The 25,623-nt window shown below is 41.5% G+C and carries 27 protein-coding genes; 17 read left to right on the forward strand and 10 right to left on the reverse strand.

Going from position 1 to position 25,623, the window contains the following annotated elements; all coding sequences use genetic code 11:
- From QVP90_RS02485 to QVP90_RS02520, 8 genes are all read left to right on the forward strand, one after another.
- On the forward strand, positions 1–1,602 hold a 1,602-nt coding region (locus tag QVP90_RS02485; RefSeq protein WP_288203821.1), incomplete at its 5' end, for a putative porin.
- A 15-nt stretch (positions 1,603–1,617) separates the two neighbouring features.
- Complete coding sequence (locus QVP90_RS02490) at positions 1,618–2,448, forward strand: transporter substrate-binding domain-containing protein (protein WP_005923694.1); 831 nt, start codon at positions 1,618–1,620, stop codon at positions 2,446–2,448.
- 230 nt (positions 2,449–2,678) lie between these two features.
- Complete coding sequence (locus QVP90_RS02495) at positions 2,679–5,978, forward strand: glycosyl hydrolase (RefSeq protein WP_021935578.1); 3,300 nt, start codon at positions 2,679–2,681, stop codon at positions 5,976–5,978.
- Positions 5,979–6,049: 71 nt separating this feature from the next.
- Positions 6,050–7,036 carry a Gfo/Idh/MocA family protein gene (locus tag QVP90_RS02500; RefSeq protein ID WP_005923699.1) on the forward strand — a complete coding sequence of 329 codons (987 nt, stop codon included), beginning with the start codon at positions 6,050–6,052 and terminating at the stop codon, positions 7,034–7,036.
- Positions 7,037–7,219: 183 nt separating this feature from the next.
- Positions 7,220–7,741: an RNA polymerase sigma factor gene (locus tag QVP90_RS02505; RefSeq protein ID WP_005923701.1), complete on the forward strand. Its 522-nt coding sequence runs from the start codon at positions 7,220–7,222 to the stop codon at positions 7,739–7,741.
- Complete coding sequence (locus QVP90_RS02510; protein ID WP_005923703.1) at positions 7,738–8,181, forward strand: hypothetical protein; 444 nt, start codon at positions 7,738–7,740, stop codon at positions 8,179–8,181. The genes QVP90_RS02505 and QVP90_RS02510 overlap by 4 nt, the downstream gene beginning before the upstream one ends.
- 38 nt (positions 8,182–8,219) lie before the next feature.
- On the forward strand, positions 8,220–8,684 hold the full coding sequence (locus QVP90_RS02515) for a hypothetical protein (protein ID WP_021935579.1): 465 nt from the start codon (positions 8,220–8,222) through the stop codon (positions 8,682–8,684).
- A 37-nt stretch (positions 8,685–8,721) separates the two neighbouring features.
- Positions 8,722–9,612, forward strand: a complete 891-nt coding sequence (locus QVP90_RS02520) for a hypothetical protein (RefSeq protein ID WP_005923708.1) — start codon at positions 8,722–8,724, stop codon at positions 9,610–9,612.
- A gap of 223 nt (positions 9,613–9,835) precedes the next feature.
- Here the strand turns inward: QVP90_RS02520 and QVP90_RS02525 are convergent, their stop codons facing one another.
- From QVP90_RS02525 to QVP90_RS02540, 4 genes are all read right to left on the reverse strand, one after another.
- Entirely contained in the window at positions 9,836–10,255 is a 420-nt protein-coding gene (locus QVP90_RS02525; RefSeq protein WP_005924386.1) for an RNA-binding S4 domain-containing protein, read from the reverse strand.
- Positions 10,256–10,295: 40 nt separating this feature from the next.
- A complete protein-coding gene (gene pth / locus QVP90_RS02530) occupies positions 10,296–10,859 on the reverse strand; it encodes an aminoacyl-tRNA hydrolase (protein ID WP_005924383.1) in 564 nt (187 codons plus the stop codon).
- A 104-nt stretch (positions 10,860–10,963) separates the two neighbouring features.
- Positions 10,964–11,554 carry a 50S ribosomal protein L25/general stress protein Ctc gene (locus QVP90_RS02535; protein ID WP_021935580.1) on the reverse strand — a complete coding sequence of 197 codons (591 nt, stop codon included), beginning with the start codon at positions 11,552–11,554 and terminating at the stop codon, positions 10,964–10,966.
- 136 nt (positions 11,555–11,690) lie between these two features.
- On the reverse strand, positions 11,691–12,053 hold the full coding sequence (locus QVP90_RS02540) for a PUR family DNA/RNA-binding protein (RefSeq protein ID WP_021935581.1): 363 nt from the start codon (positions 12,051–12,053) through the stop codon (positions 11,691–11,693).
- A 168-nt stretch (positions 12,054–12,221) separates the two neighbouring features.
- On the opposite strand from QVP90_RS02540, the gene nusB reads away from it, so the two are divergent.
- From nusB to QVP90_RS02570, 6 genes are all read left to right on the forward strand, one after another.
- Positions 12,222–13,148 (forward strand): transcription antitermination factor NusB, encoded by a 927-nt coding sequence (gene nusB / locus QVP90_RS02545; RefSeq protein WP_025819647.1) that lies wholly within the window; start codon positions 12,222–12,224, stop codon positions 13,146–13,148.
- Between the two features lie 43 nt (positions 13,149–13,191).
- Positions 13,192–13,515 carry a preprotein translocase subunit YajC gene (gene yajC, locus QVP90_RS02550; RefSeq protein WP_005924373.1) on the forward strand — a complete coding sequence of 108 codons (324 nt, stop codon included), beginning with the start codon at positions 13,192–13,194 and terminating at the stop codon, positions 13,513–13,515.
- 20 nt (positions 13,516–13,535) lie between these two features.
- On the forward strand, positions 13,536–14,552 hold the full coding sequence (locus QVP90_RS02555) for a CdaR family protein (RefSeq protein WP_021935583.1): 1,017 nt from the start codon (positions 13,536–13,538) through the stop codon (positions 14,550–14,552).
- The gene (gene coaE, locus QVP90_RS02560) at positions 14,542–15,150 is read left to right on the forward strand and encodes a dephospho-CoA kinase (RefSeq protein WP_021935584.1); all 609 of its coding nucleotides are present in this window, start codon (positions 14,542–14,544) and stop codon (positions 15,148–15,150) included. The genes QVP90_RS02555 and coaE overlap by 11 nt, the downstream gene beginning before the upstream one ends.
- Positions 15,151–15,256: 106 nt before the next feature.
- Positions 15,257–15,679 carry a DUF5606 family protein gene (locus QVP90_RS02565; RefSeq protein WP_021935585.1) on the forward strand — a complete coding sequence of 141 codons (423 nt, stop codon included), beginning with the start codon at positions 15,257–15,259 and terminating at the stop codon, positions 15,677–15,679.
- 481 nt (positions 15,680–16,160) lie between these two features.
- Positions 16,161–16,400, forward strand: a complete 240-nt coding sequence (locus QVP90_RS02570; protein WP_021935586.1) for a hypothetical protein — start codon at positions 16,161–16,163, stop codon at positions 16,398–16,400.
- 69 nt (positions 16,401–16,469) lie between these two features.
- Here the strand turns inward: QVP90_RS02570 and clpB are convergent, their stop codons facing one another.
- Positions 16,470–19,058, reverse strand: a complete 2,589-nt coding sequence (gene clpB, locus QVP90_RS02575; RefSeq protein WP_005924359.1) for an ATP-dependent chaperone ClpB — start codon at positions 19,056–19,058, stop codon at positions 16,470–16,472.
- 324 nt (positions 19,059–19,382) lie between these two features.
- Between clpB and QVP90_RS02580 the strand changes: the two genes are divergently transcribed.
- The 3 genes from QVP90_RS02580 to QVP90_RS02590 all read left to right on the forward strand — a co-directional run bounded on the left by QVP90_RS02580 (position 19,383) and on the right by QVP90_RS02590 (position 21,982).
- A complete protein-coding gene (locus QVP90_RS02580) occupies positions 19,383–19,961 on the forward strand; it encodes a DUF6621 family protein (RefSeq protein WP_021935587.1) in 579 nt (192 codons plus the stop codon).
- 52 nt (positions 19,962–20,013) lie between these two features.
- On the forward strand, positions 20,014–20,910 hold the full coding sequence (locus tag QVP90_RS02585) for a LysR family transcriptional regulator (protein WP_005924353.1): 897 nt from the start codon (positions 20,014–20,016) through the stop codon (positions 20,908–20,910).
- Between the two features lie 79 nt (positions 20,911–20,989).
- Complete coding sequence (locus tag QVP90_RS02590) at positions 20,990–21,982, forward strand: YeiH family protein (RefSeq protein ID WP_005924350.1); 993 nt, start codon at positions 20,990–20,992, stop codon at positions 21,980–21,982.
- Positions 21,983–22,239: 257 nt separating this feature from the next.
- On the opposite strand, the gene QVP90_RS02595 is transcribed toward QVP90_RS02590, so the two are convergent.
- The 5 genes from QVP90_RS02595 to bcp form a co-directional block, all read right to left on the reverse strand.
- The gene (locus QVP90_RS02595) at positions 22,240–22,884 is read right to left on the reverse strand and encodes a DUF4252 domain-containing protein (RefSeq protein WP_025819642.1); all 645 of its coding nucleotides are present in this window, start codon (positions 22,882–22,884) and stop codon (positions 22,240–22,242) included.
- Between the two features lie 16 nt (positions 22,885–22,900).
- The gene (locus QVP90_RS02600) at positions 22,901–23,419 is read right to left on the reverse strand and encodes a hypothetical protein (RefSeq protein WP_021935588.1); all 519 of its coding nucleotides are present in this window, start codon (positions 23,417–23,419) and stop codon (positions 22,901–22,903) included.
- On the reverse strand, positions 23,400–23,915 hold the full coding sequence (locus QVP90_RS02605; protein WP_007478282.1) for an RNA polymerase sigma factor: 516 nt from the start codon (positions 23,913–23,915) through the stop codon (positions 23,400–23,402). Before QVP90_RS02605 ends, QVP90_RS02600 begins: the two co-directional genes overlap by 20 nt.
- 160 nt (positions 23,916–24,075) lie before the next feature.
- The gene (gene recA, locus QVP90_RS02610; RefSeq protein WP_005924339.1) at positions 24,076–25,113 is read right to left on the reverse strand and encodes a recombinase RecA; all 1,038 of its coding nucleotides are present in this window, start codon (positions 25,111–25,113) and stop codon (positions 24,076–24,078) included.
- A 52-nt stretch (positions 25,114–25,165) separates the two neighbouring features.
- Positions 25,166–25,621, reverse strand: coding sequence for a thioredoxin-dependent thiol peroxidase (bcp, locus tag QVP90_RS02615; protein WP_005924336.1), 456 nt, complete (start codon positions 25,619–25,621; stop codon positions 25,166–25,168).
- Between the last annotated feature and the right edge of the window lie 2 nt (positions 25,622–25,623).

Below are 25,623 nucleotides of genomic sequence, written 5' to 3' on the forward strand. Positions count from 1 at the left end.
TACACCAATCTGACATACTATAAAGCCGGTAGTAAAGTAAATGGTGAAGAACGTTTCAAAGCATATTTCTCAGTCAACGCAAATAAGCAGTTGGCTTTCGGTTTCAATATCGATTACTTATACGGACGAGGATATTACAACCATTCGAGTACCTCCTTTTTTAATGCCGCTCCTTTCATCAGCTATATGGGAGAGCGATATGAAGGAACACTGTTATACAGCTATAACTATCTGAAAAACAACGAAAATGGAGGAATCACGGACGACAACTACGTCAAAGATCCCGAAGCCGTATCCGGCGGGCAGCAAAGTTATGAGTCGATCAATATGCCAACGGTTATGAGTACGGCTACTTCCCGAAATTCAGATAGCTATGTTTTTCTGGCACAACGTTATAAGTTAGGTTTTCACCGCGATCTGCCACAAGAAGAAAACGACACGTTGCCACCTGTGCAGGAGTTTGTCCCCGTCACCAGCTTCATCCATACGATGCAGGTAGAATGGAGCAAGCATAAGTTTACTTCAGAAGACCAGTTGAAAGACTATTATCAAAATACATACATCAAGCCGGGCGTCCCTTATATCGTCGACGATTCCACCTCCTATATAGGAGTAAAAAACACATTGGGAATCTCCCTTCTCGAAGGTTTCAATAAATACGCCAAAGCCGGACTGACCGGTTTTATCTCACATAAATTAAGTAAATACGAACTGATGAATAAAGACTCGGTCAGCATAGATCGCTATACCGAGAATGAAGTCTTTGTAGGCGGTGAATTATCTAAACGGCAGGGCAGCATCCTTCATTATCATGCCATTGGCGAAGTGGGATTATTGGGAAAAGCCATCGGACAGTTTAATGTAAAAGGCGACCTCGATCTGAATTTCCGTTTGGGAAAAGACACGGTCAGTTTGATAGCACGCGCAACGGTAAGTAATACATTACCCTCATTTTATATGCGACATTACCACTCCAAGCATTTCTATTGGGATGATGATAATATGGATAAAGAATTCCGTACACGCATAGAAGGCGAACTGAACATCGAACATTGGAAAACAAACTTGAAAGCCGGTGTAGAAAACATTAAAAACTACACTTATTTCAACCAACAAGCCCTTCCGGAACAATTCGGAGGCAACATCCAAGTACTTTCGGCCACATTATCCCAAGACTTCAAACTTGGAATTCTTCATCTGGACAATGAAGTTACCTGGCAAAAATCGAGTAACAGCACAATCTTACCCTTACCGGATCTCTCGTTATACCACAACCTGTATATAGATTTCAAACTGGCGAAAAAAGTACTGAGTGTTCAATTGGGTGCTGATGCACGTTACTTTACCAAATACCATGCACCGGCTTATATGCCTGCTACGGGACAGTTCCACCTACAGCCAACCAATGATCAAGTGGAGATAGGCGGCTATCCCATTGTCAATGTATATGCCAATCTTCATCTGAAACGGACACGTTTCTTCGTTATGATGTATCACGTAAACGATGGATTGATCAATCGTCCGAATGCATTCTATGCACCTCACTATCCCATCAATCCCCGACTGCTGAAATTTGGTGTATCCTGGAATTTCTATGATTAATCCTACCATGCATCTATGAAGCCCATCCAAAGGAAATATCTGAAATATCTGCTTATTGCCATCGTCTGCTTCCTCGTATTTGCTTTCTGGCCTCAAAGAAAGGAAAAGGAAGAAGGACATCCGCGCGATTATGCGGAAATAGCGGCAGACGGTATTCTCCGCGCGGCAACAGAATACAATTCCATCAGCTTCTTCGTTGACGGCGATACGGTGAGCGGATTCCACTATGAACTGATAGAAGCCTTTGCCCGTGATAAAGGAATTCAGGCACAAGTCTCTCCGGTGATGAGTTTTGACCAACGTCTGAAAGGACTTGAAACCGGTAAATACGATGTAATAGCATATGGCATTCCAGCCACCAGCGAATTGAAAGACTCGCTGCTCCTCACCTCGCCCATAATCCTAAGTAAACAGGTATTGGTGCAGCGAAAAGCAACGTCCGAAAACGATTCGCTCTTTATCAGAAACCAACTCGATCTGGCAGGACGAACCTTGCATGTCGTAAAAGCCTCTCCATCCATCCTTCGTATCCGTAATTTGGGAGACGAGATCGGGGATACGATTTATATCAGTGAAATAGAAAAGTACGGTTCGGAACAACTGATTGCAATGGTAGCTCATGGAGACATCGATTACGCTGTCTGCGACGAGAGCATTGCACAAGCGGCCATAGATTCACTGCCCCAACTGGATATCAGTACAGACATCAGTTTCACGCAATTTTACTCTTGGGGGGTAAGCAAGCAATCGCCTGTCCTGCTGGATAGCCTGAACACATGGCTTACAAGTTTCCGCCAAGGAAAAGAGTATAAAGAAATATTGCATAAATATTATCCTGTTAAGTAGAGAGTAGTTTAGTAGTAAGTAGTTAAGTAGTAAGTAGTTAAGTAGTAAGCAGTTAAGTAGTAAGTAGTTAAGTAGTAAGTAGGAATGACTTGCGTGATGTGTTTCTCTTAATGACATACTATTGGACATGAATTATTCAGACTAAAATCAAAAGTACAAGTGTTTCGGTCAAAAACAGCACATTTATAAAAAGCGAAAAGCCCTATTTTTGCCAATATTAAATTCTGAATATGAAAGACCGGATGATCATGAAAAAGATTTGCCTTATCAGTTTACTTTTTATTCTATATGGCTGTGCCCACACCAATCCCCATCGCCAATCAACCCTGTCCGATGCCTTGTATGGTTTCGAAAATATACAAGATTCAGCCCGCACGAAGGTATGGTGGTTTCATGGAGAAACAGAAACTACCCGGGAAGGAATTACTGCCGACCTGGAAGCCTTTCGAAAAGCGGGTGTCGGTGGGGTCGTCTTCTATGATCAGGTACACTTAAAAAAGCCTGTGGCATTGGATGCCTTTTCCGATGAATGGTGGGCAATGCTCTATTATGCAGCCCGGGAAGCTGAAAGATTGGGGTTAACTTTTGAAACGCATATCTCCAACGGCTTCGTAGCAGGAGGTCCATGGATCACAAAAGAGTTAGGCATGCAGATGCTGACAGCATCCGATACACTGATTCAAGGCGGAAAAAACTTTTCGGGCAATCTCCCTCTTCCCGCAAATGCAAACGATTATTATCGTGATGTAGCCGTATTGGCATTCCCGGTTTCACGCGAGCAATGGTTAACCAGTGATGACATCAAGCCAACAGTAACATCGAACCTGACCGAACTTCCGGCAGCCGACCTCTTTTCCCCAAATGCCCCAGCAGTAGAGATACCGGCTCAACCCTCCGGAAAATCCGTTTTCGTAAACCTCGATTTCCATAAAGATTTTACAGCCCGTAGCATTACCTACCAAGTACGCCCCAGAGGAAAAGCAACCACAAGCGCCACTAATGTCCCCGCCCCTCCGGGAGATACGTTCGTAGGAACCGGTTACCGGGTATTACCGGATTTGGGTAGTCTGGAGGTGTCGGATGACGGTATTCATTATAGCACGGTATGTGCACTGAAACCCATTTACAGAGCCCACTCCCAGTGGAAACAAAAAACAATCGCATTTCCTCCCGCTACCGGACGATATTTTCGTCTGAACTTACACGATTGGTACATGGAAGACGACCGACGCCCCGGTATGCAATTAGGGAATGTCACCTTGTCTCCACAAGCAAAAGCCGACCAATGGGAAGAAAAGAACGGACTTTTTTCCGAATACATCGAAAAGGACAACACTCCGTCCTATACAACCAACGAAACGATACGCCCGGACCGGATAACGGACCTCAGCCACTTGTTGAAACCGGACGGATCCATCTCTTGGGATGTACCCGCAGGTGACTGGGTAATCATGCGGTTTGTGCATATTCCTACAGGAAGTAAAACGAAACACGGGCGTCCTAATCTGATGGGACTGGAATGTGACAAAATGTCCTCTTTGGCGGCCACCGTACAGTGGAACAACTATTTCAAGGTCATATCAGATTCATTGGCCAAACATCATTTGCCGTTACATGGCATGGCTATGGATAGCCATGAAGCCGGCTCGCAAAATTGGACTCCGGGCTTTGACAAAGAATTCCATAAAAGACGGGGATATGATCTAAAACATCTTCTACCAGCCATGATGGGGCACATAATCGGCACATCCGAAGAGACCAATGGAATATTATATGATGTCCGTCGCACCATAGCCGATCTGATTGCAGACAATTATTACGGGACACTAAATAAGCTCTGCCAAGAATCCGGTGTCAATTTTACAGCACAGGCCACCGGAAATGCACTTTGCATCGTAGCCGACCCTATCCAGGCAAAAGGAAAAGTAGACATTCCTCAAGGAGAATTCTGGGCCATACATCCGGATGGTAATTATGACATCAAGGAATCCTCCTCCGCAGCACATCTCTATGGAAAAAAAACTGCTTCTGCAGAAGCCTTCACGGATGCAAAGTTCAGCCACTCACTCGCCTATCTTAAAACATTGGCAGACTACGCTTATTGTTACGGCATCAATGAATTCGTCGTGTGTGCATCAGCTTATCAACCCTGGCTGGACAAAATTCCCGGAAACACAGGAGGAGGCCGTCACTATTGCCTGAACAGAAACAATACCTTTTGGGATTTCAGCAAACCTTTCTGGGATTATCAGGCACGTTGCGCCTATATCATGAGACAGGGGATGCCATTGATAGACCTCTGTGTCTATCTGGGAGAAAATGCGCCTGTGAAGATTCTCACACACCGTTTACCCGATATCCCCGGTGGCTTCGACTTTGATGCTTTCACTTCGGACGCCCTGTTTACGAGAATGTCGGCAAAAAACGGACAAATCGCATTACCGGATGGTATGAGTTACCGAATGATGATCCTTCCCGGAAATGGAGAAATCACTTTAGAAGCATTAAAGAAAATTGCGGATTTAGTCAATCAAGGAATATCGGTATATGGCACAAAAGCCAGATATTCAGAAACATTTGCAGACATCGGCAAGAAAAAAGAATACGAAGCGTTGGCCCATAAACTATGGGGAAAAGAAACACCTTCGTCCGGATATCGGCATTATGGTAAGGGAACTGTATACTGGGGAATGCCTTTGGAAGAAGCCGTCTATCAAGCAGGTCTACAACCCGACATTAAAATGGAGCATGCTTCCATCAAACAGAAAAAAGTGTGGTTTGCACATCGCCAACTAAAAGATGCGGACGTCTATTTCTTAAACAATCACAAAGATACGGCAGTCGACGATATATTCACCCTCCGTTCATCAGGCAAAATTGCCGAATTATGGAATCCCATGTCCGGCCAAAGATATACCCTGCCCACAAGTAGCGACAGACAAGGACATATCTCTGTTCGTTTGAAAATGGCCGCTTGGGAGTCCTATTTTCTGACACTATCAGATATCGGTTCCGGGAACCTTCCCCTTCTTCATTGGGACCGGCAGGAAACCGTAACTCCGGTTAGCGACGATTGGAGTATATACTTCGATCCGGCTATGGGCGGACCGGGAGAAGTAAAATTCGATTCACTATCAGATTGGGCTTTGCACCCCGATCCATCGATAAAATATTATTCCGGTACAGCCCTCTACCGGAAAACACTGAATCTGCAAAAAACAGAAAAAGATGAAAAAGCATTATTGCGTTTTTCGGAATTGGGATCAGTAGCCCGAGTTATCATAAACGGACAAGATATGGGTATCGTATGGTGTTCTCCCTGGGAAATAGATGTCACAAATGCTATCCATGACGGAGAAAATGAATTGGAAATCCATGTGGCCAATTCATTAATGAACAGAATGATTCTCGATTCTCAACTACCGGTTGAAAAACGCATTACCTATTCATATCCGGAGATAGCTTCTCCGAAAGACGCGCTAATACCGTCGGGCATCATCAAAGGAGTAGATATTATTTACAAAAAATGAATTGAATAGAAAATAGTCTTAATTCCACTTTTTATTCTTATTTTTGTGATTCTTAAAAACAAAATAGGTATATGAGTGAAAAGATTATTAAGTGGGGCTTCATCGGTTGCGGTGAAGTGACAAAGAAAAAAAGCGGCCCGGCATTTCAGAAGGTAGAGGGTTCGGAAGTCGTGGCCGTGATGAGCCGTGACGGTGCCAAGGCAAAAGCCTATGCAAAAGAGAGAGGTATCAAAAAATGGTATGACGATGCCCAAGAGCTTATCGACGATCCGGAAGTAAATGCTATCTACATCGCCACTCCTCCCTCATCACATGCTACCTATGCCATCATGGCCATGAAGGCTGGAAAACCGGCTTATATAGAAAAGCCGATGGCCGTTACCTACGAAGAGTGTACGCGTATCAACCGCATCTCGCGTGAAACCGGAGTACCTTGTTTTGTGGCATACTACCGCCGTTATCTCCCTTATTTCATCAAGGTAAAAGAATTGGTAGAAGAGGGTGCCATAGGTAACGTGATCAATGTACAGATTCGTTTCGCCCAGCCTCCCCGTGATCTGGATTATAACCGGGATAACTTGCCTTGGCGGGTTCAGGCGGATATTGCCGGAGGTGGATATTTCTATGACCTTGCCCCACACCAGATAGATTTGTTGCAGGAAATGTTCGGCTGTATCCTTGAAGCCAGTGGATATAAAAGCAATCGTGGCGGACTTTATCCGGCAGAAGATACATTGAGCGCTTGTTTCCAGTTCGATAACGGCCTTGTAGGTAGTGGCTCCTGGTGCTTTGTAGCACACGATTCCGCCAAGGAAGACCGCATCGAAATCATTGGTGACAAAGGCATGATCTGTTTTTCCGTATTCTCATTCGATCCCATCGCTTTGCATACCGAACGCGGACGCGAAGAATTCTACATTGAAAACCCGGAACATGTGCAACAACCGCTCATCCAAGCCGTAGTAGATCACTTATTAGGAAAATCAATCTGTACCTGCGACGGTGAAAGCGCTACGCTGACAAACTGGGTGATGGACAAGATATTGGGAAAGATATAAAAATTAATGATAAATACATTAGTGATAAGTGATAAGTGTCATGCCGGTATATCGTGCAATCTACTTATCACTAATTACTAATTCGCTAATCACCAATTCATTATTTCCCCTTTTTCCTCCTTTCTCAAAAAAAGTTCCATTCACATGTCACGTTTTCCCTACCTCTCCGTCTTATAGATGTAAATGGAACTCAAACAATTTAAAATAGACGTGCTACCCCTCCGCGATAAGTTATTAAACTATGCGCGGAAATTGACAGAAGATCCCTCCGATGCAGAAGATGCAGTGCAGGAAATCATGCTGAAGCTATGGAACATGCGGCAAAAGTTAGATGAATACCAAAGTATCGAAGCTTTGGCTATGACAATGACACATCATCTTTGTATGGATATCTGGCGAGCCAAACGACCGGATTCTCTTTCGCTGGAACAGGTACAAGCCCCCAGCCAGTCAGCCACACCGGAACGGCTACTCGAAGAGAAAGATGAATTCCGGCTGATGAGAGAAATCATCGACTCGCTGCCTACCCTGCAACGTACCATCATACAGATGAAAGACGTGCAAGAATACGAAACAGAAGAAATAGCCGAGATCACCGGATGCAGTGCCGAAGCCATCCGCAGCAATCTGTCAAGAGCACGGAAAAAAGTGAGAGACATTTACTTGCAAACCATTCAAGAAGAAAAAAGGAGAAGAAAGGTATGAATATAGAAGAGTTGTTAAACAAATATTTTGACGGTGACACCACTTGTGAAGAAGAACGGGAATTACGCCGCTTTTTCACTCAGGAGACCGTTCCGGAGCATCTGAAAGAGTACAGCCCATTGTTTGCCTTCCTTGATAAAGAAAACAAACAGGCAAAAGAGGCCTGTACCGATCATTCCTCTCTGACAGTCTCCTCACGAAAAACAGTTTTTCGCCGTCGACTGATATACTGCATGAGCGGAATAGCTGCCGGATTACTGCTTCTATTGGGCATTGCCGGCATTCATCGCCACTTCAACGCAATGCCGGATAGCTATGTCATCATCGACGGCAAATGCTACACCGACGAGAATCTGGTACGTGAACAGGCGATGACTGCCTTCCGGAATGTGAGTCTCGATGAAGACGAACTGCTGAACAGCCTTTTCGACGGAGAATAAAAGAACCTAAAAAATAAAGTAACCAACACATAGAAAGTATGAACACAGTTATTCGCACAATATTCATCATCCTGCTGCTCTCTGCCGCCACCGCAGAAATAAGGGCACAAGAGGGATTACACAGTGCTTCCATATTTCAGAAATATGGTAAACAGAAGGGCGTGACAATGGTGGAACTGTCTAAAGACATGCTGGACTCTTATCGTATAAACCTATACAAAAGTTTAGTATTCAAAGATGTAACGGAAGAACTGCCCTACATCCTCGACTGTCTGGAAAAAGACAGAAAAGAAGGAACCATGAAGAAATTGCAGGAAATTGTAGAAGACGGCAAACTGCTGACAGCCTATTACCAGTTGCCGCAACTAAAGAAAAACAACCAAACGCTCAACCGGTTCATCCTCTTCAAAGTGGGTAAGAAGAACAGCGCCACCTTTATTTATATCGAAGGCAATCTGAACTCGGACGAACTGGTCGCCCTCCTATTTCAAAGAAAAAATTAAAACTATAAAAATTAAAACTATAAAAACTAAAAAAAACATGAAACAAATTATCTTAGCATGCCTGATACTTTTCCCGCTAACGGGCGTCATGGCACAAGAAACGACAAGAAGACAAACCATTGTAAACACAAGCGGTGACTCGATTATCATCCGGAAAGGTGACGGTGATGTGAAAATCAAAGTTTACGAAGAAGTAACTACGGACGGAGATGCCAAACAGGAAGAAAAACTATTCGAAGGAGTCTACCTGACACGTATCGATACAGACCGCCCCAGCATATTGGACGCCCTGCCTTTTGCCCCTAAAAAGCGCAATCGCTTTGATCCGCACTCCAGTGGCCTCTATATGGGATTCAGCAGTCTTTCCAATGATTTCTACAGTTTCAGTGCATCCGACAGAGCATCACTGAATGCTTCCAAATCATGGGAAATAGGTGCAAACCTTTTCACCAGCTATCTTCCCCTCACGCACGACCGTCATTGGGGAATGACCTTCGGATTAGGCTGGGGGTACCGCTCTTTCCGCCTGGACGGTAACCAGGCTTTCCTAAAGACCGACGGTGCTACGCAAATCGTATCCGGCGATGATGAAACCAATTATAGCAAAAGCCGCCTGCGTTACTTTCATTTCCGCATCCCTATCTCCATCGAATGGCAGACCAGAATCAACGGACACCGCCCTATCTTCGTAGCTGCCGGTCCGGAAGTGGAAATACGCCACGGGATAAAGTCTATGGCAAAGGTAAACGGACATAAAGAAACGCTCGGTAAGGGTATGTATGTACATCCCGTCGGCATAAATCTGCTGGCACAAGCCGGATATGGCAATTTAGGCTTTTACTTGCGCTATTCCACATACGGCCTATTTGAAAAAGGAAAAGGGCCGGATGTATATCCATTGTCTTTCGGCGCATGCTGGTATTGGTGATGTTCCATTCTTCATAAATGAAAAAAGAGGAGGGTGTGTCAAAACTAAAATGACCACTCTAAAAAGTTATAGATTGTAACTAACAATTATAAAAGAGCCATATCAAACTCTGTTTTTGAGTAATGATATGGTTCTTTTCATCATTGATTTAGGGAGTCAAGTTTCAGATTAAAAGTTGTCCTTTCATCAAATTACGTTTTGACACACCCTCATCAATCACTAACTACTCTTCTTCGAAATCGAAGTCAAATTCGAAATCATCCAAGAATTCCGGAGTGGTAAATTCTTCTATGCTTCGGCGGTCTTTTTTAGTCGGACGTCCTGTACCGCGTGCGCGGTCTACAAATCCGCTTATCTTACTCATTTCCAATAGTTCGTATTGGTCGGGAGTCGTTACGTTTTCCATAACTTCCGGAACAAGTTTGGCACCCACTCGTTTTTCTATGGCCTGTAATACTTTGAATGAGTAAGTGATGGGTGGTTTCTTCACCTGAATCACGTCACCGGGTTTAATCATGCGCGCGGCTTTTACATAAGAACCGTTTATACTGATACGGCCTTTTTTGCATGCTTCGGCGGCAATTGTACGGGTTTTGAAAATACGTACGGCCCACATCCATTTATCTATTCTTGCTTCAGGCATGAGGTTATTTGTAATTAAATGATTAGTTACAGAGATTTATTTACTTTTTGTTGAATTGGTTCATCGTTATATTGATTCCCGCCAGACAGAAGCTTTTTATAATTTCACCGGCTGTTTCCAGACGTTCATCCATTGTTTTCCAATCTTCGTCTGTGAAGTGGCCGAGCACATAGTCTATCTGTCCGCCACGAGGAAAATCATTCCCTATTCCGAAGCGGAGACGTGCATAGTTTTGAGTTCCCAGTGTGGCGGCAATATGTTTCAGTCCGTTATGGCCGGCATCGCTGCCTTTTCCTTTCAGGCGAAGAGTACCGAAAGGTAATGCCAGGTCATCTACTACAATCAATACATTTTCTAATGGAATTTTCTCTTCCTGCATCCAGTATCGAACTGCCAATCCACTCAGATTCATAAATGTAGATGGCTTAAGGAGCAATAATTGCTGCCCTTTTATTGAGAAAGATGCTGTAGAACCGTAACGTCCGCTTGTAAAAGGAGTGTTATTCAACTTTGCCAAAGCGTCTACTACCATAAAACCTATATTATGGCGTGTATCACGATATTCGGGGCCGATGTTGCCCAATCCTACGATGAGATATTTCATAAGCGATTAATATGTATTGAGATGAAAAAGAAACGCAGACTAACACAGACCAAAATCTGTGATAATCTGCGTTCCGAAATATTCTGATAGAAGTATTCCTGTGATTATTTTCCTGCTGTAGCAGCTGCACCTCTTGCTGCACGAGTCAGTTTAACTGCACATACAACAGCGTCTTTTGCATTCAGCAATTCAAGACCTTCATACTTAAGCTCACCTACTTTTACTGTCTTACCAAGACCCAAGTGAGAGACATTTACTGTCAGTTTTTCCGGAATAATATTATAGAGAGCTTTCACTTTCAGTTTACGCATCTGCAGAACCAGTTTACCACCGGCTTTAACACCTTCTGCCAAGCCTTCCAATTGTACCGGAACTTCCATAACGATAGGTTTAGCTTCATCGATTTGATAGAAGTCAACGTGCAGGATAGTATCTTTTACCGGATGGAATTGGATATCTTTCAAGATAGCATTTACTTTTTTGCCATCGATAACCAAGTCTACTACATAAATATGCGGAGTATAAACCAAGTTGCGCAGACCTTCAACAGGTACTGTGAAATGGATATTTTCACCACCTCCGTAAAGTACACAAGGTACACCGTTGTCTTTACGAATAGCTTTCAAAGCTCTTGCTTGTTCAGAAGAGCGTTCTGCAATAGTTCTTGCAGTTCCTTTTACTTCAATTGATCTCATTTTTTTAATTTTTTGTGTTACTCTAAATTAAGTGATTTGAGTGCTTAATTCACCATCACACGATGTGGTATTCCACACGATGTTGCAAAAAAGCGGTGCAAAAGTACGCTTTCTTTCTGAAATATCAAAAAAATACTTATTCAAAATCAATATCTATCTTTATTTCATCGGCCGGCTGTGCCTCTTCTATGGCTACTTCTTCTCTGACTGCATGTCCTTGCTGGTCATTGATATATTCTATTGCTTGAGTGAGTCCGGTCATGAATTTATCGAAATCTTCCTTATATAAGAAGATTTTATGTTTTTCGAAACTGACTTGTGAATCGTCACCTTCACCCATAACCACTTTCTTGCTCTCAGTGATGGCAAGGAACATTTCATCTTTCCGGTTTTTCTTTACGTCAAGATAATAAATACGTTTACCGGCTTTGATGGATTTTGAGAATACAATCTCTTTGTCATTCATATCTGCGTTCATTTTCTTTTTTAAATCTTCCATATCATTAGGTCCGTTTATAATCGGCTTCAAAATTGGAACTTTTTTTTTAACTGTCAAAAGAAAAAGGGCAGAGAATGAAATACTGCATTAAAAAATGTGATTTATTTGCAGAAACTCATTAAAAATATCTACTTTTGCAATTCGTTAATAACAGTATTATTAAAGATTATGATTAACAGAGTTCTTATTCGTCTAAAAATCATACAAATAGTGTATGCTTACTATCAGAACGGCAGCAAAAATTTAGACTCAGCGGAGAAAGAGTTGTTCTTTAGCCTGTCAAAGGCTTATGACCTCTATAACTATTTGTTGATGCTTATGATTGCATTGACGGACTACGCACAAAAACGCATTGACACAGCTAAAGCCAAACTGAAACCTACAAAGGAAGAGTTGTATCCGAACATGAAGTTTGTGGAAAACAAATTTATTGCACAACTTGAAGTGAATAAACAATTGACGGAATTCGTTGCCAACCAGAAAAGGACATGGGCGAATGATCAGGATTTTGTCAAAGAGCTTTATGATAAAATTGTGGAGTCGGATATTTATAAGGAATATATGGCTTCAACTGACAATTCTTACGAGGCAGACCGTGAGTTGTGGCGGAAACTTTATAAGATGTTTGTATTCAACAATGATTCTTTGGATCAGGTATTGGAAGATCAAAGTTTGTATTGGAACGACGATAAAGAGATTGTAGATACATTTGTGTTGAAAACAATCAAACGCTTTGAGGAAAAACAAGGGGCCAACCAACCGTTGCTTCCCGAATTTAAAGATGATGAAGATCAGGAGTTTGCACGTCGTCTTTTCCGTCGTACGATATTGAATGCCGACTATTATCGCCACCTTATCAGTGAAAACACCAAAAACTGGGATTTGGACCGTGTAGCATTTATGGATGTAATTATTATGCAGACGGCTTTGGCAGAAATTCTAAGTTTTCCGAACATTCCGGTCAGTGTTTCGTTAAATGAATATGTAGAAATTGCTAAGCTTTACAGTACGGCTAAGAGTGGTAGTTTCATCAATGGAACATTGGATGGAATTGTTAATCAATTAAAAAAAGAAGGTAAGTTGACAAAAAACTGATACCTTTGCTCTTATAGATTAAAAAACTAAAACGAAATTATTTATGAATTTATTGACTGTATTACTGCAAGCTCCTGCTGCAGGTCCCGACGGAAGCCTGATGTGGATTATGCTGATAGCAATGTTTGTTATCATGTATTTCTTTATGATTCGTCCGCAGAATAAAAAACAAAAGGAAATTGCTAACTTTCGTAAATCTCTTCAAGTAAACCAGAAAGTTATTACTGCTGGGGGAATACATGGAGTGATCAAAGAAATTAACGACGATCATATCGTACTTGAAATTGCATCTAATGTAAAGATTAAGATAGATAAGAATTCTATTTTTGCAGATGCATCTGCTGCAAGCCAGCAACCTGCTAAATAAGTTATAATATAAATAAGCCTATGTTCGAACGTAGGGACATAAAGTCTATTTATTTAGAACTATCTGAAAAGATTAAGAATTTTCTGCTTAGTGATAAGAGCAGAGAATTCTTAATCTTTTTGTTTTTTTTCTTTATTGCCGGAGGATTCTGGCTTTTGCAAACATTAAATAGCGATTATGAAGCCGAGTTTTCTATTCCTGTCCGCTTGAAAGGGGTTCCCAATAATGTAGTTATAACCTCGGAACCGTTTTCGGAACTGCGTGTTAAAGTAAAGGATAGAGGAACTGTCTTGCTGAATTATATGCTCGGGAAGAGTTTCTTTCCGGTGAATCTTGACTTTGCTGATTATAGCGGACGGGATAATCATGTGAGGATATATGCTTCAGAGTTTGAGAAAAAGATCATGAGCCAGCTTAATGTGTCTACTCGTTTGCTGTCGGTGAAACCGGATACGTTGGAGTATATTTATTCTACCGGAAAGTCTAAACAGGTGCCGGTGAAGATGCGGGGAACGGTAACTGCAAGCCGTCAATATTATATTTCCGATACGATTTATTCTCCTGATTCTGTGCTGGTTTATGCACCTGCCAATATTCTCGATACGATAACGACTGCATACACGCAAAAGGTCGAATTGAATGATATCGCAGATACGCTGACTTATCATGTTCCTCTCGTAGGAGTAAAGGGGGCCAAGTTTGTGCCAGGTGCGGTAGATTTAACTTTACCGGTAGATATTTATACGGAAAAAACGGTTGAAGTGCCTTTGCATGGAGTCAATTTCCCGGCAGATAAAGTTTTGCGTACTTTCCCGTCGAAGGTGCAGATTACCTTTAAGATCGGTTTGGGGAGGTTTGATAAAGTCGATGCCGGTAATTTCATGATAAATGTATCTTATGAAGAATTACTGAAGTTAGGATCGAATAAATATACCGTGAAGCTCAAGTCTGTTCCACGGGACGTAAGTCACATTATTCGTATTGTACCCGAAAAAGTAGATTTTCTGATTGAACAAGTATCTCCCAATGAGTATTAAAATCGGTATAACAGGTGGAATTGGCAGCGGAAAGAGTGTCGTTTCGCAATTGCTGGAAGTGATGGGGATTCCTGTTTATATAGCTGATGTCGAGTCTAAACGTTTGACAAATACTGATCCGTATATAAAGAAAGAACTCTCTTCTTTACTGGGAGAAAAGGTATTTGCAGGCGGTGCTTTAAATAAACCGCTTTTGGCTTCCTATCTTTTCGGACATCCGGATCATGCCAGGCAAATTAATGGAATTATTCATCCGCGGGTGAAAGAGGATTTCCGTAAGTGGGTGGAGAAACGGGCACTGTTTCCTATAGTGGGAATGGAGTCGGCGATTTTGATAGAATCGGGATTTACAGGTGAGGTAGATGTGATAGTAATGGTTTATGCTCCATTAGAGATACGGATACAGAGGGCGATATGCCGGGATAACTCTTCGCGTGAACTTATAGTGAAACGTATTGAGAGTCAGATGAGCGATGAGGAAAAGCGTAAGCAGGCTGATTTTGTAATTGTGAATGATGATGACATGCCGCTCATCCCGCAGGTTTTGGAATTAATCTCTTTGCTATCTAAAAAAACGGATTACCTTTCAGAAAAATAGCTACTGTCTCAGCAATAAAAATAAGCGAGCTTATTTTGTATTGTCTTCGGCTTACACTATCTTTGCCAACCGAAAAAATAATCAATAATAAAAAACTGAATATATTATGTTGAAGACTATTTTGTCAATTTCCGGCAGGCCGGGATTATATAAGCTCATTTCACAGGGAAAGAATATGCTGATTGTAGAATCTATCAGTGCTGAAAAGAAACGTTTTCCGGCTTATGGCAACGAGAAGATTATTTCATTGGCAGATATTGCAATGTATACGAATGATGCTGAGGTGCCTTTGCGTGATGTGCTTGAATCAATCAAGGAGAAAGAGAACGCAGCAGTTGCTTCTATCGATCCGAAGAAAGCAACTGCTGAAGAACTGCGTTCTTATCTGGCAGAAGTATTGCCGGATTTTGATCGGGACAGAGTTTACGTGAACGATATCAAGAAGTTGATTTTATGGTATAATATTCTTGTTACCAACGGAATTACAGAATTTAAAGAAACAGAAGCAAAAGAAGAGACGGAAGAATAAGCCGGATTGTAAAGTGTTGAAATATAGGAGCGTGATAAATGTCATTGAGGATGTTTATCACGCTTTTTGTTTTTTTATTGGTAAGTTCAAAACAAAAGAAAATACTCTCTGTTCTCTCTGTACTATGTATTTGCAGGAATATTTTGGGCTTTCTTTTGTAAGATTCAATGCTTTTTTACTTATCTTTGTTGCAATCCTTCGGCATCTGAAGTGTCAGGCGATAGGATAAAATAACAAATTAGAACAAAGGCGTTTACGATATTATTCTGTACTTGAAATCTGGACAATTTCACTATTCAGGAATAATGCTAACAAGCGCTCATGCTCTGCTGTATATGAAAATATATAGTACTGGGCGTGGGTTGTTGTACATTATTTGAATAGTGGCAGTCCAGAGCCTCAAGTACGATAATGGCAACAGTTCCCACGCTTTTTTATACATAAAGATCTCTTAAGGGGCTGAGAGGTGGACAAATAAAGTATGAATAAACGGTTTAATAAAACATTCGAACTCCTGCTGGACACCGAAAAAGGAGTTTTGCAACTAAATGGTCTGTTTGTAGATACAATGGTTTATTTGTATGACGATCATGGAAATTTGCAAGCGAAAGAACAATGCCCGCAGCAATCTTTGATGATGCAACTTCCGAAACATGGTGCATATGTACTTGTACTGCTTCATCCTGTCTGTGAGGTGGCTGTACGAAGATTTATATATTGAGTGTTTTATACGGAAAATGCCGGTATGCTCGGTGGCATATCGGCATTTGATAGTGAATTTACTTCTTGTTTAGTTACGGAAAGATAATCCGTCTCCGGCCACATCGACTATGATCGCTTTGCTGCGGTCCACTTCCTGCGCAAGTAACTTTTTGGACAGGTCGTTTAGCAGATAGCGTTGGATGGCTCTTTTTACAGGTCGTGCACCAAATTCGGGATCATAACCGGCTTGTGCTATGAAATTGATGGCATTGTCTGTAAGTTGCAGTTCTACCCCGTTTTCTGCAAGCATCTTCTGAACACCTTTAATCTGTAACAGAACGATTTGTTTAATCTCTTTTTCTGTCAAAGGCAGGAACATTATGGTTTCGTCAATACGGTTCAGGAATTCCGGACGGATTGTCTTTTTCAACATGTTCATTACCTCCTTTTTAGTCTCTTCAACTACCTCTTCCTTATTGGAACCATTCAGTTTTTCCATCTGGCTTTGTATATAGGAACTACCCATATTGGAAGTCATGATGATAATGGTATTTTTGAAGTTGACCACGCGTCCTTTATTATCCGTCAGTCGCCCGTCATCCAGCACTTGTAGCAGAATGTTGAATACATCCGGGTGGGCTTTCTCAATTTCGTCGAACAATACCACGGAGTATGGTTTACGTCGGATCGCTTCCGTCAATTGTCCGCCTTCATCATATCCTACGTATCCTGGAGGGGCTCCGACCAAACGGGAAACGCTATGTTTCTCCTGATACTCGCTCATGTCGATACGGGTCATCATCGTCTCGTCGTCAAACAGGAATTCTGCGAGTGCTTTTGCCAATTCTGTTTTACCTACACCGGTGGTACCGAGAAATATGAATGAACCTATCGGACGTTTCGGGTCTTGTAATCCTGCACGGCTACGACGTACGGCATCAGCAACGGCAGCAATAGCTTCATCCTGACCAATCACACGTTCGTGAAGTTCATCCTCGAGATGGAGCAACTTGTCTTTTTCGCTTTGGAGCATTTTGCTTACCGGAATACCGGTCCAGCGGGATACTACATCGGCGATGTCTTCGGCATCCACCTCTTCCTTGATCATAGCCGAATCGCCTTGCATCAGCTTCAATTCTTCCTGTATCTCTGTGATTTCCTTGTCCAATGCTTGTAGCTTTCCATAACGGATTTCCGCTACTTTTCCATAATCTCCTTCACGTTCTGCCTTTTCTGCCTCGAACTTCAAGTTTTCTATTTCTACTTTATTCTGCTGGATTTTATCCATCAGTGATTTTTCATTTTGCCATTTGGCCTTGTAAGATTTCTCCTGTTCCTTCAATTCGGCGATTTCTTTGCCTATCGTATCCAGTTTCGGTTGATCTTTTTCACGTTTGATAGCTTCACGCTCGATCTCTAATTGTTTGATTTTGCGTGATATCTCATCCAGATCTTCCGGGACGGAATCTACTTCCATACGGAGTTTGGCGGCAGCTTCATCCATCAGGTCGATCGCTTTATCGGGTAAGAAACGATCGGTGATATACCGGTTGCTTAATTCCACGGCAGCAATGATGGCATCGTCTTTGATACGTACATGGTGGTGGTTTTCATAACGCTCCTTCAATCCACGTAGGATGGAAATGGTACTGAGTGTGTCCGGTTCATCCACTTGTACGATCTGGAAACGACGTTCCAATGCCTTATCCTTTTCAAAATATTTTTGATACTCATCGAGGGTGGTGGCACCGATTGCCCGTAATTCACCGCGTGCTAAAGCCGGTTTAAGAATATTGGCGGCATCCATTGCCCCTTCTCCTTTACCTGCTCCGACTAACGTGTGAATTTCATCAATAAACAGGATGATATTTCCATCGGATTTCATCACTTCATTGACTACCGACTTCAGCCGTTCTTCGAATTCACCTTTATATTTTGCACCTGCTACCAATGCACCCATATCCAGTGAGTACACTTGCTTGTCACGCAGGTTTTCGGGTACGTCACCTCTTAATATACGATGGGCCAACCCTTCTACAATAGCTGTCTTACCGGTACCCGGTTCACCTATAAGTATGGGGTTGTTTTTGGTACGGCGACTTAATATCTGAAGCACACGCCGTATCTCTTCATCACGTCCGATAACGGGATCGAGCTTACCGCTACGGGCTGCTTCGTTCAGGTTAATGGCATATTTTTCAAGTGATTGATAAGTATCTTCACTTGATTGTGAGGTCACCTTTTCGCCTTTACGCAATTCGTTGATGGCACTGCGTAATTCTTTTTCTGTCATTCCTGCATCTTTCAGAATGGTGGCAACGGTACTTTTTACAGTCAGTAACGCCAATAATAAATGTTCGAGTGAAACGAATTCATCGCCCATTTCTTTTGAATATTGTGTTGCTTTCTGAAGCACATCATTCGATTCTCTGCTCAAATAAGGTTCTCCACCGGATACTTTCGGTAATGAATCTATCTGTTTGTCGACAACCAGCGCAATTTGTTGTCCGTTCACTCCTAACTTCTGGAAAATGAAGTTGGTTACGTTTTCACCGACTTTCATTACCCCTGCCAGTAAGTGAGCCGGTTCAATGGCCTGCTGCCCCCGGGCTTTTACCAAGTTTACGGCTTCTTGCACCGCTTCCTGGGATTTAATGGTAAAGTTGTTAAAGTTCATATCTTATAATCTCCTTTCTTATTTTCACGTTTTCAATAACACTAAAGGGGGCGCAAAAGATTTGCCAATACATATAATATGCCATTTTTTCAGTAAAATTATATAATTAGTTGACAAAATGTCTGCTTTATATCCATAGGGTATATAGAGCTTTTGAGGGGGATAATTGTCTCTGTACTATCTTTATGATTGGGACATGGAGATATGATTATTTATACAGTCGGGGCATACTGCCTAAACTTTTAGAAGATTGATGATGCGTGTATAAAAGCTTTATTGTATCTTTATCCCTCAATATACGGATTTTATAATGGAATAATTTTTATGGATAAAAAGATAAAATTGCCTGAGATTGTTATGCTGATTGATGCCGCATTCTTGAATTATGTAGTTTCGGATTTAAAAAGCTATTTTGAGAAAATTCTGAATCGGCCTTTACGGGAAATTGATTTATCATTGTTGACTACTTATCTGGCGTTGGATGCCGGCATTAGTGAGGGGGATAACAAGGCACAGTTGCTGTTTGTGTATGATAAAGATTCTTCTAAGTTGCTGTTTTGCAAACCGGCAGATCTGAAAGAAGAACTGAACGGGGTTGCTTTTTCAAGCCAGTTCGGTGAATTTTCTTTCGCCGGGGTTCCTTGTGAAGAAATGGTGACCCGCGAAGAACTGTTTCTTGATTTGTTGGGAATAGTATCGGATTCGGCAGATGTGAAGAAACTTATTGTGATTTCTTTTAATGAAGAATATGGAGATAAGGTGAGAATCGCCTTGAATGCCGTGAAGGAAAAAGAGGTTATTCAGTTCCGTATGAGTGAACCTGACGGAGTGGTGGAGTATCATTGGGAAATGCTGGCATTCCCGTTAATGCAGGCTTTGGGTATCAAAGGGGATGAATTATAAGAGAATCGCTTCTTGTGGTTCGTCCTGTTATTAATCGTTAATCATTATTCATATGTCCGATTTCCGTTTAAAAGTATTTCAAAGCGTAGCAAAGAATCTCAGTTTTACAAAAGCCTCGCAAGAGCTTTTTGTCAGCCAACCGGCTATAACCAAACATATTCAAGAATTGGAAGCCTGTTATCAGGCGAGACTTTTTGACCGTCAGGGAAATAAAATATCTCTCACAGAAGCCGGAAAATTGTTATTGGAACATAGTGAACGTATTCTTGATGCTTACAAACGTCTGGAATATGAAATGCATCTTTTGCACGGCGATTATATCGGTGAGTTGAAACTTGGTGCCAGTACCACGATAGCCCAATACGTGCTGCCACCTTTATTAGGAAATTTTATCCGTAAATTTCCACAGGTGAATCTGTCTCTCTTGAACGGTAATTCCCGTGAAATAGAGACTGCATTGCAGGAACACCGGATTGATTTGGGATTGGTGGAAGGGATTTTTCGCTTGCCCAATTTGAAATATACTACCTTCCTTGATGATGAGTTAGTAGCCATCGTACATGCTCAAAGCAAACTTTCCTTGCCGGATGAAATAACTCCCGAAGACTTGCAGCATATTCCTCTTGTCCTTCGTGAACGTGGTTCGGGTACTCTCGACGTGTTTGAACGTGCACTGCTCCAACATAGCATTAAACTCTCTTCCCTCAATGTGTTGATGTATCTCGGCAGTACAGAGAGTATAAAATTATTTCTGGAAAACACGGATTGTATGGGTATTGTATCTATACGTTCTATTTATAAAGAATTGGCTTCCGGTAATTTCCGTGTCGTTGAGATAAAAGAGATGCAGATGTTACGTGAGTTTTGCTTTGTTCATCAGCAAGGGCAGGAGGGAGGATTACCACAGGTGTTTATGCAGTTTGCTATGCACTATAACCAAAGGTTATAGTGCATAAATAGAAACAATTGGTGCATGCCATAAAGTAACCGTATCTTTGCACTCGAAAAAATAATTAAACAATAAAGATATGGTGTCAGCTATTACAAGAACATTAAAGACGAATAATAAAATTGTCTATGTATCCTTACTTTCGATTTTAACTTTTTTCTTATTATTGGATTATATTCCGGGCATGCAAGCTTTTTCGGCATGGGTTACTCCTCCTTTGGCTTTGTTTTTAGGATTGGCTTTTGCATTGGTTTGCGGGCAGGCACATCCGAAATTTAATAAGAAGACTTCTAAATATTTGTTGCAATATTCCGTAGTAGGTTTGGGGTTTGGTATGAATCTCCATTCAGCACTTGCCTCCGGTAAAGAAGGTATGGAATTTACCGTTATCTCAGTAATAGGAACTTTGGTGATTGGCTGGTTTATCGGACGTAAATTATTGAAGGTAGACCGTAATACTTCTTATTTAATCAGTTCGGGTACTGCTATTTGCGGTGGTAGCGCTATTGCTGCGGTAGGGCCGGTAGTGAAAGCTAATGATAGCGAAATGTCTGTTGCTTTAGCCACTATTTTTATTTTGAATGCTATTGCATTGTTCATTTTCCCGGTAATAGGCCATGCTTTGGGTATGAGTCAACATGAATTCGGGACATGGGCTGCCATTGCCATTCATGATACGAGTTCGGTGGTAGGAGCCGGTGCGGCATATGGAGAGGAAGCCTTGAAAGTGGCGACTACCATTAAGTTGACACGTGCCCTTTGGATTATTCCAATGGCATTTGCCACTTCGTTTATTTTCAAAAGTAAAGGGCAGAAGATTAGCATTCCTTGGTTTATTTTCTTTTTTGTATTGGCTATGATTGTGAATACTTATCTATTGGGAAGTGTTCCGGAGGTGGGTGCCGCTATTAATGGCCTGGCACGCAAAACTCTGACTATAACCATGTTTTTTATTGGTGCTTCCTTGTCTATTGATGTTGTGAAATCAGTTGGCCTTAAACCTTTGGTCCAGGGAGTATTGCTATGGGTGGTTATCAGCTGTAGTACATTAGCCTACATTTATTGGTTCTAAAAATCATACAGTTGTATTCATTTATATAGCATAGATTCCGATAGGAATAATTAAAAACCGAATAAGGTTTTGTATGTTCTACAGACATGCGAAACCTTATTCGGTTTTATATGTTTGGGGAGAATAAGTCTTATTTTGTTCCGATGAATTGGAACGAAGAGTTTCAAACGCTTGAAACCAATCGTTCCGGTTAGAAGAATCAAACAGTTTCAATAAGAAGAATCAAATCGTTTCAGTATACTGAAAAATCAATATTCTTAGAAGATAATGTACGATAATCCCATCTCTTCTGTCTCTTTTTGAAGTTTTTTCATTTCCTTCTTTAAATCTTTCAGTTCAGTGATGCCTTCTATCTTTTTTAGTTCGCCGAGGGCTATGCTGATTTCTTTGAATGCATTATTGATTTCATGGGTGGGAATGCTGAAGTAGGTATTGTCACTTGTCTTTTGCGATTTCATGATATTCTGAATATCTTTTATGGTCATGTCGCCTACTAACCGGACGTATTTTAACGTAGCGGCACCATCGACTACCATAATGAGATCCTGTACGGTTTCCCCCTTACGCTTTACATAAAAAGCCATACGCGAAACGATGCCTTTTTGTTTCATCAGCAATTCATATTTTTGTGCACGCACTACGCTTTCAATATCCCGCCGCATTTCTCTTTTTATACCATTATCCATTGTGGAGAGTATTTGTACCAACTCTAATTGTTTGGCAAGTTTCCCGACATTGACGTCTTTGGTATATAGTTCCGGATTCATTTCTATCATCGCTTTGGAGATGTAAACCGATGACACGTTGTTCATGTCACTGTATTTGGCAAACAGGCCTTGTGCCTGACAAAGCAGTGGCAGTAGTAATAATACGCCTGCAAGGAATAATCTGTTCGTTTTCATAATCATTAATGCTGTTCTATTGTAATTGTAGATCCTTTTTTATCTCTCTGTTTGTTCTTCTGATATCTTTTTGAGTGTCTATCATTTCATCTACTCCATTGTTCAATCCCATAGAAACTTCCATTAAGGTGGCCTGTAGTACTTCGTAAGCCACTTCCGGATCCGTAAAGGTTTCTTTAGGTCTATCCATTGTGTCGCTTATGTTGCTGATACTGTACCCGAGTCCGAACAACAATACTATGCTGGCAGCTATTCCACCAACCCAGCGCCAATTGCGCTTTGATTTATTTTTACGGAAAAAGTGTATTTCCTCTTGTTCTTTCGTGTCGATCATCCGGCTTAATTTGTCTTCCAGCGCTGCGGGTACTTCCACGGGTACATCTTTATGAAAGCAAAGAAATAATCTCTTATCTTTTTCCAGATGTTCAGGGACATTCTGTGTTTCGAAGTATTTCTTCAACTTTTCTTCTTGGTTCTCGCTGGTATTTCCTTCGTAAAATTCGGCCAGTAACCTTTCAATTTCTTCGACTCTCATAGTTGTTCAGTTTATTAAATTGTTCACGAATTCTTTTTCTTGCTCTTGATAGTAGCACACGTATATTTATGGAATTTAGCCCGGTAATATGTTCTATTTCTTCATACGAGCATTCTTTTACATCTCTGAGTATGACCACTTTTTGTTGTTGCTCGGGCAGTTGCGCTATGATGTTTTTTACTTGCCGGACTTCATCCCGGGTTTCCATATCATCTGCCGGACAGGTATAATGGATACCGTTTAACTCTACTGTTTGTTTATTGGCAGTATATTTTCCTGAGCGTAAAAGATCAAAACACATATTTTTAACGAGTGTCACGCTGAATGCTTCCGGATTACTGATGATTGCCAATCCTTCCCGTTTATCCCATAGCTTTAAGTAAGCTTCCTGTACCAGATCTTCGGCATCGGCTTCATTTTCCAATAGCCGGTAGGCTATGTGGTAAAGTTTGCGGTGAAAAGGTAGAAATTCTTTTTTAAAACTCTCAGCGTCCATGGGCTTTTTAGTAGCAATGTGTTTATACCAGTAAGACGTAATCCGGTAGATGTTGTTACAAAGAAAAGAAAAATATTCTATAAATAAAAAATAAAGCTGCGCTGATAACGGAATATAAACCGGTATACAGCACAGCCTTAACTCTTTTAATTTCTATAATTTACTTGTGTTCTTTCAGCTTTTCAAATATCAATGCTTCCAGTTCTTCAGCCAGTTCCGGATTATCAGCAATGCATTGTTTGGCTGCATCACGTCCTTGTCCGAGTTTGGTATCATTATAGCTGTACCATGAACCGCTTTTTTTGATGATACCCATCTCTGCTCCCAGATCAATGATCTCGCCGGAATGAGAGATGCCTTCACCGAACATGATATCAAATTCTGCTTTACGGAAAGGAGGTGCTACTTTGTTTTTTACAACCTTTACTTTAGTTTGCTTACCGATAACTTCTTCTCCATCTTTAATTTGTTGTGAACCACGAATATCCAGACGTACGGAAGCATAGAATTTCAGTGCATTACCACCGGTTGTTGTTTCCGGATTACCGAACATTACACCGATTTTCTCACGTAACTGGTTGATAAAGATACAAGTTGTGCGGGTTTTACTTACGGCAGAAGTCAGTTTGCGTAATGCTTGCGACATAAGGCGGGCTTGTAAACCGACTTTGTTATCACCCATATCACCTTCAATTTCTGCTTTAGGAGTCAGAGCAGCTACCGAGTCTACTACGATAATGTCGATTGCAGAAGAGCGGATTAGTTGTTCGGCTATTTCCAATGCTTGTTCTCCATTGTCCGGCTGAGAAATGAAAAGATTGTCTACATCTACGCCTAACTTGGCTGCATAAAAACGGTCGAAAGCGTGTTCTGCATCGATAAATGCTGCGATACCTCCTGCTTTCTGTGCTTCAGCAATGGCGTGGATAGCCAGAGTCGTTTTACCGGAAGATTCCGGACCGTAGATTTCAATTATTCTTCCACGGGGGAAGCCACCTACGCCTAATGCCGCATTCAGCCCGATAGAGCCGGTGGGGATCACATCTACCTGTTCAACAACTTCGTCACCCATTTTCATGATAGAACCTTTACCGAAGCTCTTTTCTATCTTGTCCATGGCAGCCTGTAAGGCTTTTAATTTTTCGCTTGATGCCATATTATTATCTGTTTCAAAATTAAGTTCATCTTTTTTTGCCATTTTTCTATTTACAATTTACTTGTTTACGATGTATGGTTAATGCTTTTTTTATTTATTGTAGAATTTGTGCAGCATGTTCTTTGGTTTTAACCTCTTTCGGGGTAATGATCCGTTCTATGATTCCTTCTTCGTTAATAAGGAAAGTAGTACGGAATGTCCCCATGTATGCACGTCCGTACAGTTTCTTTTCTCCCCATACTCCAAATTGTTCTACTAATTTCTTGTCCGTATCGGCAATCAGTGTAAAAGGGAGATTATTTTTCGCAATAAACTTTTGATGTGACTTCTCGTCATCTACACTTACGCCGATAACTTCATAACCGGCCTTACGCAGTTCCGAATAGTTATCACGTAAGCTACAAGCTTGTGCGGTACATCCGGAGGTATTATCTTTAGGATAGAAATACAACACGACTTTCTTTCCTTTATAGCTGCTCAGGCGTATTTCTTCGCCATTTTCGTTTACTCCTAATAATTCGGGAGCTTTATCTCCTACCTTTAATCCCATAA

This window comes from Bacteroides sp. CAG:189 (genome assembly GCF_000432295.1).
Taxonomy (GTDB): Bacteria; Bacteroidota; Bacteroidia; order Bacteroidales; family Bacteroidaceae; genus Bacteroides; species Bacteroides salyersiae.